The sequence below is a fragment of the Pseudoalteromonas sp. TAE79 genome, from assembly GCF_000498015.1.
GTDB lineage: Bacteria > Pseudomonadota > Gammaproteobacteria > Enterobacterales > Alteromonadaceae > Pseudoalteromonas.
Genome location: NZ_AUTL01000071.1, coordinates 1 through 6,537 on the forward strand (window position 1 = coordinate 1; position 6,537 = coordinate 6,537).

Annotated in this window: 3 protein-coding genes; all 3 read left to right on the top strand. The window is 41.1% G+C overall.

Going from position 1 to position 6,537, the window contains the following annotated elements; all coding sequences use genetic code 11:
* Nucleotides 1-468: 468 nt before the first annotated feature.
* The 3 genes from L655_RS0102835 to L655_RS0102845 are packed head-to-tail and all read left to right on the top strand — an operon-like array spanning nucleotide 469 to nucleotide 6,270.
* Complete coding sequence (locus L655_RS0102835) at nucleotides 469-1,884, top strand: TolC family protein (protein ID WP_024604029.1); 1,416 nt, start codon at nucleotides 469-471, stop codon at nucleotides 1,882-1,884.
* Nucleotides 1,874-3,190, top strand: a complete 1,317-nt coding sequence (locus L655_RS0102840) for an efflux RND transporter periplasmic adaptor subunit (RefSeq protein ID WP_007378385.1) — start codon at nucleotides 1,874-1,876, stop codon at nucleotides 3,188-3,190. Before L655_RS0102835 ends, L655_RS0102840 begins: the two co-directional genes overlap by 11 nt.
* Nucleotides 3,187-6,270 (top strand): efflux RND transporter permease subunit, encoded by a 3,084-nt coding sequence (locus L655_RS0102845; protein WP_024604030.1) that lies wholly within the window; start codon nucleotides 3,187-3,189, stop codon nucleotides 6,268-6,270. Before L655_RS0102840 ends, L655_RS0102845 begins: the two co-directional genes overlap by 4 nt.
* The last annotated feature ends 267 nt before the right edge of the window (nucleotides 6,271-6,537 follow it).

Below are 6,537 nucleotides of genomic sequence, written 5' to 3' on the forward strand. Positions count from 1 at the left end.
TAATCAAAAGATGATAAGGGTATTGTGAAGCAACCAAAAGATCGGTCAACCGATCAAAAATACCTTAACTGATCGGTGTTACCGCTTATAGCGGGGCTTTTTTGTTTCTATATGTCTAATACCAATCCGCAATAATACTTAATTAATTTGAGTGATTAAACCTGCCGTTAACTGCGTTAAAAATTTCTGATATAAGACAAAAATAACGAAATTTTTGCCTTGTTATCGACACGATTTTCTTACCTCAAAATAGATCACTTAATTAAGCGAATAGGTATAATCTTTTAGATACACTACAAAAAGTTAATTTTAGTATTAAAAATTGCTGATCATTTACTCATTTTTACCGTATAACTGGCTATTATGTTAATTCATCGCTAGCTATGTAATGTTATGTAAAGTAAGTTGAGCAAAATTTGCCAAAGTGCTTGAATTACGTTCATAAATAGCAGTAATTTAGGTTTAATTATGATCTGGCAATGCAAGCCAACCCTACTGGCAATTAGTGTGATGCTGCTCAGCGGCTGTGCGAGTGATTTAAACTCGTCGCAGCGCATGCAAGTCCCTAATAATATGCCTCAGCAATGGCAGCAAGAAGCATCAAGCTCAGTATTAAAAGTACAAGAGCAATGGCTTACACAATTACAAAATCCTACGCTTAATAAATTTGTACAACAAGCACTTAAAAACAACCAACAGCTTTTGCAAACGAGTTATGATGTTGAAATTCAAAAGCAGCAACTTATAGTCTCGGGCGCTGCACTTTGGCCAAGCCTCGATTTATCAACACGTACAAGCCGTAGTAAAGACAACCGCCCTGTAAGTTACGACAACGCAAGCTCCGTAAGTTTAAATTTAACTTACGAGGTTGATTTATGGGGTAAGCTTTCTGACGCCAAGCGCGAAGCTAATCTTAACTATTTAGCTCAGCAGGCACGATTTGAGCAAGCTAAACAGCAACTCGTTGCAGATGTGGTAACAGGTTGGTTTGATGTGGTTACGGCGCAGCAATTACTGGATTTATTTAAGCGTCGCGAAGCCAACTCACAACAAAATCTCGATATTATTGAAGCTGGCTATCGCCAAGGCATAAACGAAGCGCTCGATGTGTATTTAGCGCGTAATGAGCTTAATAATGAACGCTCTCGCATTGCCACTCAAACAGCGAGTTTATCGGCATCAGCACGTGTACTTGAGCGTTTACTTGGTGAATACCCAAAAGGCGCTATTACTGCTAGTAGTGACTTACCTGTTATTAATACCGATATTCCTCTAGGATTACCTTCTGAACTTATAACGCGAAAACCTACTCTACGTGCAAGTTGGTATGAGCTTTTAGCAGCCGACGCATCATTGGCATATGCGCACAAACAACGCTTTCCAAGTTTAGATTTAACAGCTTCATTAAGTGATAGTACAGACAGAGTAAGCGACTTGTTTTCTCCATCAAGCCTTGCATGGTCTTTGTTAGGTAGTATTTCAGCGCCACTTTTTGAAGGTGGGCGCTTAAAAGCCAACGAAGAAATAGCGCGTCTTAACACTCAAAAGCAAGAGCAGCTTTATTTGCAAACGCTTTATGACGCATTTGGTGATGTTGAAAATGCAATTTCGCAGCAGCACTCCCTTAAAGCGCAATACAGCAGTACTCTTGAAGCGCAAGAAAACGCACTTGCTGCAGAGCAATTGTCGTTTGAGCAGTATCAAAGTGGCTTGGTAACTTACACGACAGTGCTTGATGCCCAAGATCGCTCTTTCGATGCGCAAAGCTCCTTAATCGATATTAAAAACCAATTAATAGCCAATAGAATTAACTTACACATTGCCCTTGGTGGTGATTTTGCAAAGCCCTCAAGTGAACTAAAGAGCAATAACGATGAAAACTAAAACAGCAAAAATTATTATTCCAGCGGTGGTTATAGTTGCCACTATTTTAATTGTTATGTTTATTAAAAATAACACGCCTGAGGCTAAACGCTTTGGGACACCTCCTAAGGCATCAATAAGTGTGGCTGCGCTTGAGCTAAAACCACAAAATTATCAAGTGATGATAGACAGCTACGGTACTGTAAAACCACGTACACAAAGCTTGTTAGTGGCTCAGGCATCAGGACAAATAATTGAAGTAAGTGATGACTTTAGAGAAGGCGGTTTTTTTGAAAAAGGCGATGTACTTTTAAAACTAGACGACAGAGATCATCAGGCTGAAGTTAAATCTGCTCAAGCCAATTTATTAACCGCAGAGCAAGGTTTGCTAGAAGAGAAGGCGCGTGGGCAACAAGCTATTACCGATTGGAAGCGCCTTGGCGGCTCAAATCAGGCAAGCAGCTTAGTACTACGTGAGCCACAACTAGCAGCCGCTGAAGCTGAGGTTTTATCGGCGCAGGCAGCACTTGAAAAAGCGATGCTTGATTTAGAGCGCACTAAAGTAACGGCGCCATATGCGGGGCGTATACTCAGCCGCAGTGTTGATTTAGGGCAAGTTGTTACTAACAACACACAGCTAGCCACCATTTACGCAATCGATAGCGTTGAGATTCGCCTACCAATTAAAAATAAAGATCTCCCATTTGTAAATTTACCAGAGCAGTATCGCGATGGTGCTAAAAACCAAGCGGGTTCAATTGTTAAATTTACTTCTGACTTAGTAGGTGAGCAAACGTGGCAAGGGCAATTAGCACGCACAGAAGGTGCTATAGATGAAGGCGCACAGCAGCTTTATGTAGTTGCTAAAATTAATGACCCGTATAAAGCAACAGCAAATAACCAGTACCCAATAAAAATTGGGCAGTATATAAAAGCGCAAATTACCGGCAGAACAGTATCTAACGCACTTATAATTCCTAACAGTACAATTTATCAAGGAACGTACGTTTACATTGTTGAAGGTGGCGTACTTAAGCGCAAAGACATCACACTAGCTTGGCAAAATGCGACTCAGGCGATGATAAAAACCGGTTTAAACGCAAATGATAAACTTGTTATTACTCCACTTGGCCAAGTAAGTTCAGGAACTCAAGTAAGTATTTTAGGTGAACAAAGCGCAGATCAACCTAAAAGCCGTGGAGCGAATGGGCAAGGTAAAGGAAAGCGCCCTACAGCTGAGCAACTTGAACAAAAAGCAAAAGAGCTTGGTATTAGTGTTGAAGAGTTAAAAAAACGCCGTCCAGCAAAGCAAGGAGATAAGCCATGATAGCTTGGTTTGCCAAAAACCATGTTGCTGCTAACTTATTGCTAGTAACGTTGCTGCTGTCGGGGCTTTTTAGTTTATCGACTAAAATACCGCTTGAAGTATTCCCTTCATTCGAAACCGACATGATAAGCGTGAACGTAAGTTTGCGCGGCTCAACACCAGAGGATGTAGAGCAAGGCGTAACAATTCGTATAGAAGAAGCCGTACAAGATTTAGAAGGTATTAAGCAAATATTTAGCCGCTCTTCTGAAGGCTCAGGCTCTGTAACAATTGAAGTTGAAACGGGCTACGACCCGCGTGAGCTTTTAGCTGATATTAAAAGTCGTGTAGATGCAATTAATACCTTTCCAGCGGATGCTGAAAAGCCAATAGTCGCGCTTGCGGAACGAATTCGCGAAGTTATCGCGGTTACCGTATCAAGTGATTACGGCGAAAAAGAAACCCGTGAATACGCAGAAACAGTACGCGATCAAATTCTACGTTTACCAAATGTGACGCAGGTAGAGCTAAGTGGTGTTCGTGATTACGAAATTGCCATTGAAGTAAGCCAAGACGTTCTTCGCCAGTACGATTTAAGCCTTGCACAAATATCGAGTGCCATTGCTAATTCAAGCTCTGATATTTCTGCTGGTAACTTAAAAACTGAAGGTGGGGACGTACTTATAAGCTCTAAAGGGCAAGCATATCGTAAAGATGAATTTGCCAATATTGTTGTTAAAAACCAAGCTGACGGCACGATTATTCGTTTAGGCGATATTGCAATAATTAAAGACGATTTTGAAGAAACCCCAGTACGTACTCGCTTTAATGGTAAGCAGGCTGCATTTATCGACGTATATCGAATTGGTCCACAAAGTGCGATTACTGTTGCTGACGAAGTTAAAAATTACATAAAAGAGCAACAAAGCTCCCTTCCACAAGGATTTGAACTAAGTTACTGGGATGATGATTCGGAGCTGGTTAAAAGTCGAATTGCCACACTAACGACCAATGCCCTACAAGGCGGTATTTTAGTACTTGCTTTACTTACTTTGTTTTTACGACCTGCAATTGCATTTTGGGTATTTATTGGTATTCCGGTATCGTTTATGGGCGCGTTTATAGCGATGCCTATATTTGGCGTAACCCTTAATATTATGAGTTTATTTGGCTTTATATTAGTACTTGGGATTGTTGTTGATGACGCCATAGTTACTGGCGAAAATGTCTATACCCATTTAAAAACAGCTAAGTCGGGGGAGCAGGCCGCAATTTTAGGTACTCAAGAAGTTGCAACACCAGTAACATTTGGTGTATTAACTACCGTTGCCGCCTTTCTACCTTTGGCCTTTATTGAAGGGGCACGCGGTGCTTTGTTTGCACAAATACCGGTAGTGGTTATTCCGGTATTATTGTTTTCATTGATTGAATCTAAATTTGTACTACCCGCACATTTAAAATATATAAAACTACGCCACGAAAAAGGCGAACCTTCAAAGTTTGATGTTATTCAACAGCGTTTTGCAGATGGATTTGAAAACGCGATTTTAAAATATTACCAACCAACTTTAAATTTAGCACTTCGCCATAAATTGGCTTCGGTAAGTTTGTTTGTTGGTGTGTTTATAATAATTTTAACCATGATCACTAGTGGTTGGACTAAGTTTGTATTTTTCCCGCGTATACCAAGCGAAACAGTCCGCGTTAACTTAACACTACCAACAGGTACGCCGTTTGAAGTCACTAATAAATACGTAATTGATATGTCGCAAAAGGCGCAGCAATTACAAGAAAAATACCGCGACCCAGATACAGGTGAAAGCGTTATTTTAAATATATTAGCCACAACAGGTGGGCGCGGTGGTGTATCTAATTCAGGTTCTGTACGCTTTGAAATAACACCGGCTGAAAAGCGTGAATCAGAAATAGGATCAAGAGAGCTTGCCAGCGAATGGCGCGATTTAATTGGTGTCATTCCAGGTGCTGAAAGCTTAACATTTAGAGCTGAAATTGGCCGAAGTTCTGACCCAATTGATGTTCAGCTTAGCGGGACTTCGTTGACTATTTTACAAGACGTGGCTGATCACATTAAAACCCGTTTATCGACCTACCCAACGGTATTTGATATTGCCGATAGCATGTCTGATGGTAAAGAAGAGTTACAAATAGAGCTTACGCAGCAAGGCTTAGCGCTGGGATTAAATAGAGTCAATGTTGCAGGTCAAGTGCGTAATTCGTTCTTTGGCTCGCAAGTCCAACGTATTCAGCGCGGGCGTGATGATGTACGAGTAATGGTACGCTTGCCCATAGACGAGCGCCGCTCTGTAGCCGATTTACAAAATATACTCATCAATACACCTACTGGTGGCTCGGTGCCGTTATCGCATGTTGCAACTCTTACTGCAGGGCAAAGCCCGTCAACTATTAACCGAATAGACCGCTACCGTACTTTAAATGTAACAGCGGATATCGAAAAAAATAACACCAACATGACCATACTTCAGGCTGACCTAACGGAGTATTTAGATGAGTTAATGCAACAATACCCTGGAGTAGATTATAAACTAGAAGGTGAGGCTAAAGAGCAGCGAGAGTCGTTTGGGTCATTGGCTTGGGCGCTTGTGTTTGTATTTTTCATAATTTATGCGCTATTAGCAATACCGCTTAAATCTTACTTACAGCCAATTATAGTAATGAGTGTAATTCCATTTGGCATGATAGGTGCTGTAGTCGGGCATTGGATTATGGGCATGGATTTAACCATTATGAGCTTGCTTGGTATGCTCGCTCTAACTGGGGTGGTAGTAAATGACTCCCTTGTACTAGTTGATTTTATCAATAAAAAGCGCAGTGAAGGCGGCAAATTACTAGATGCAGTTAAACTTGCCGGTGCATCGCGTTTTCGCCCTGTAATGCTAACAAGTTTAACGACCTTTATTGGCTTAATGCCGTTATTATTTGAAAAAGCAACTCAGGCGCAGTTTTTAATACCTATGGCGGTAAGTCTAGGGTTTGGGATTATTTTTGCGACCTTTATTACTTTATTGTTAGTGCCAATAAACTACATGATGATGGAGCGCTTTCAAGGTTGGTTTAAGTAAATAAGCGTAAGCATTTAAAATTTAGCTGTAAGTAAGAAATTGCTTGCAGCTTTTTTTGTTTGCCCAGCGAAGCTGGCAAACCCGATAGGCTGAAAGATGCCTTATCACCCTGACTAAGGGGAAGATAATCTGAATGGCAAGGGCATCACTGGCCAACGGTGGGGTCTGAAGGAAGCCATAAGAAGTTAGAGGTACACAACTAACCGTAACCTGTTTCGGCAGTATTGGTGGGTCAGCGTGCAAAATAGCGCAACGCCCTATACTTAG

Coding starts and splice junctions, on each gene's coding strand:
- L655_RS0102840 (WP_007378385.1), top strand. CDS start 1,874: ATGAAAACTAAAACAGCAAAAATTATTATTCCAGCGGTGGTTATAGTT.
- L655_RS0102845 (WP_024604030.1), top strand. CDS start 3,187: ATGATAGCTTGGTTTGCCAAAAACCATGTTGCTGCTAACTTATTGCTA.
- L655_RS0102835 (WP_024604029.1), top strand. CDS start 469: ATGATCTGGCAATGCAAGCCAACCCTACTGGCAATTAGTGTGATGCTG.